At 38.1% G+C, this 1,930-nt stretch carries 3 protein-coding genes; 2 read left to right on the top strand and 1 reads right to left on the bottom strand.

Annotated features, from left to right (window positions below):
* The coding region (locus ACOVO2_RS21305; RefSeq protein ID WP_421771924.1) for a gamma-glutamyl-gamma-aminobutyrate hydrolase family protein at positions 1-665 on the top strand (665 nt) is incomplete at its 5' end.
* Positions 665-1,012, top strand: a complete 348-nt coding sequence (locus ACOVO2_RS21300; protein ID WP_421768006.1) for a HopJ type III effector protein — start codon at positions 665-667, stop codon at positions 1,010-1,012. The genes ACOVO2_RS21305 and ACOVO2_RS21300, both read left to right, overlap by 1 nt.
* Positions 1,013-1,085: 73 nt before the next feature.
* Here ACOVO2_RS21300 and ACOVO2_RS21295 read toward each other — a convergent pair.
* The coding region (locus tag ACOVO2_RS21295) for a MutS-related protein (RefSeq protein WP_421771923.1) at positions 1,086-1,930 on the bottom strand (845 nt) is incomplete at its 5' end.

The following is a 1,930-nucleotide window of genomic DNA, read 5'->3' as shown; positions in this document are numbered from 1 at the left end:
TACACGAAATAGAGCAGTGTGATGGTATTATCTTGTCAGGTGGCGAAGATGTACATCCAAGTTTATATAACCGACCTGAGTTTTTGAGTTTATGCAATCCAAATTTCATGGACGAACGCCGTGATGAATTTGAATGGAAAGTGTGTGAGTATATCTTCAAGAACCAAGTCCCAGTTTTGGGCATTTGTCGAGGTTTACAATTGGTAAATGTATTTCTTGGTGGCACGCTTATTCCAGATTTACCGACTGCTGGCAAAGAAAATCATTCAAAGTATTTTGAAGGAAAAGACCGTTATCACAACATAGAAATTATTCACGATTCCGAACTTTCAAAAATTACCAATATTGTATTTGGGGATGTCAACTCGGCACATCACCAATCGGCGGATATTATTGCCAAACCGCTAAAAATCAATGCATTATCTGATGATAGAGTTGTAGAAGGTTTGGAGTTTGACTTCGCCGATTCTGTTGGGTTCGGCTCCGCTCACCCAACAGAATCTGACTCATTAACTTCGGTGGCTGAGCGAAGCCGAAGCCAGCGAAGCCACTATTTAATGCTCGTACAATGGCATCCCGAACGCATCATTAATGCCGAACAAAATAATTTTTCTTATAAAATTCGACAAAATTTCGTCGAAAACATTCAATCAAAAATTCAATAATGACACTCGATTCTTTTCTAAAAAAACTCAACGAGACCCCTCAAGAAGTAGCATTTACTGATACTATGGCTGTTGTGGAAGCACTCTATGATTTTACGCCAACGGCTTTCCAAAATGGAGATTTACACAATGAAGCTGGACAAAACTCTGGCTCATGCAAATTATTTTCATTCGCAAAACTTCAAAATTTTTCGGTAGAACAGACCCTTGCTTGCTTTGGTGATTTTTACCGTAAAGATGTACTCGAAAACCCCGATGCAACGAACCATCAAAATATCAGAAACTTTATGAAAACTGGTTGGGAAGGAATTTCTTTTGAAAGTCAATCTTTAACTGAGAAAAAATAAAACAGCGAAACGAAATGTGGACACCTGCGGAGGTGTGCCACATTTCCTAAATTTGACAACTCTTTGAGAGTTGTCAAATTTTCTCGCCAATCGGTAAACCAATAGATTTTAATAAAAGCGAAGCATTGAAGCTCTTACAAACGCCTTCTTTTATCAAATAATCGAATAATAATTCGCCGTTTTCGGTAGCGTACTCGAAGTAATAATTTTTTACTACATCGGGGTACTGCTCCGAAATTTCAGTCATACGCAAATCGTGAGTAGCCACCATTGCATACGCATTCGAATTCACGATTTTCTCCAACAAAGCCATCGAGCCCGCCAATTTATCTTCCGAATTTGTGCCTCTTAACATTTCATCAATCAAAAACAGAGCATTTTCATTAGTATTGATTGCCGCCAAAACGAGCTTAATTCGCTCAATTTCTGCCTTAAAAGTTGAAGCATTTTGCTGAATAGAATCTTTGATTCGCATATAGCAAATCAGTTTTATACCATCACTTACACTCATTTTCTTGGCAAAAACTGGGCAACCAGCATACGCCAAAATGATATTTAGCCCAACTGTACGCAAAAATGTACTTTTACCTGACATGTTTGAGCCAGTAATGAGCGTTAATCGATTCTTTTCGTCAAAATCAAAGCTATTACAAACTACATTTTTGGTGTTGATGAGTGGATGCCCCATCTCTTGCCCGTATAATTTGAAAGTTTTACTACTATTTATTGTAGGAAAACACCAATCAGGCTTATTGAAATGCAAGTTTCCGATGCTGGCGTAAAGCTCAAAAACACCAATTACATCGAAAATTTTCTCAAAAAAATCTGGGTTTTCTTTCAGCCACGCCCTTAGTTTGATTAACTGAACTGGCTGAAAAGGAGTAGCCAAAGTCAAGAAAAGCGAAGCCAACATATTGC

It is taken from the genome of Emticicia sp. (genome assembly GCF_049241225.1).
In the GTDB taxonomy this organism is placed as follows: Bacteria; Bacteroidota; Bacteroidia; order Cytophagales; family Spirosomataceae; genus Emticicia.
Note: the sequence above shows the minus strand (reverse complement) of the source record. Positions and strands in the feature narration are given on the sequence as shown.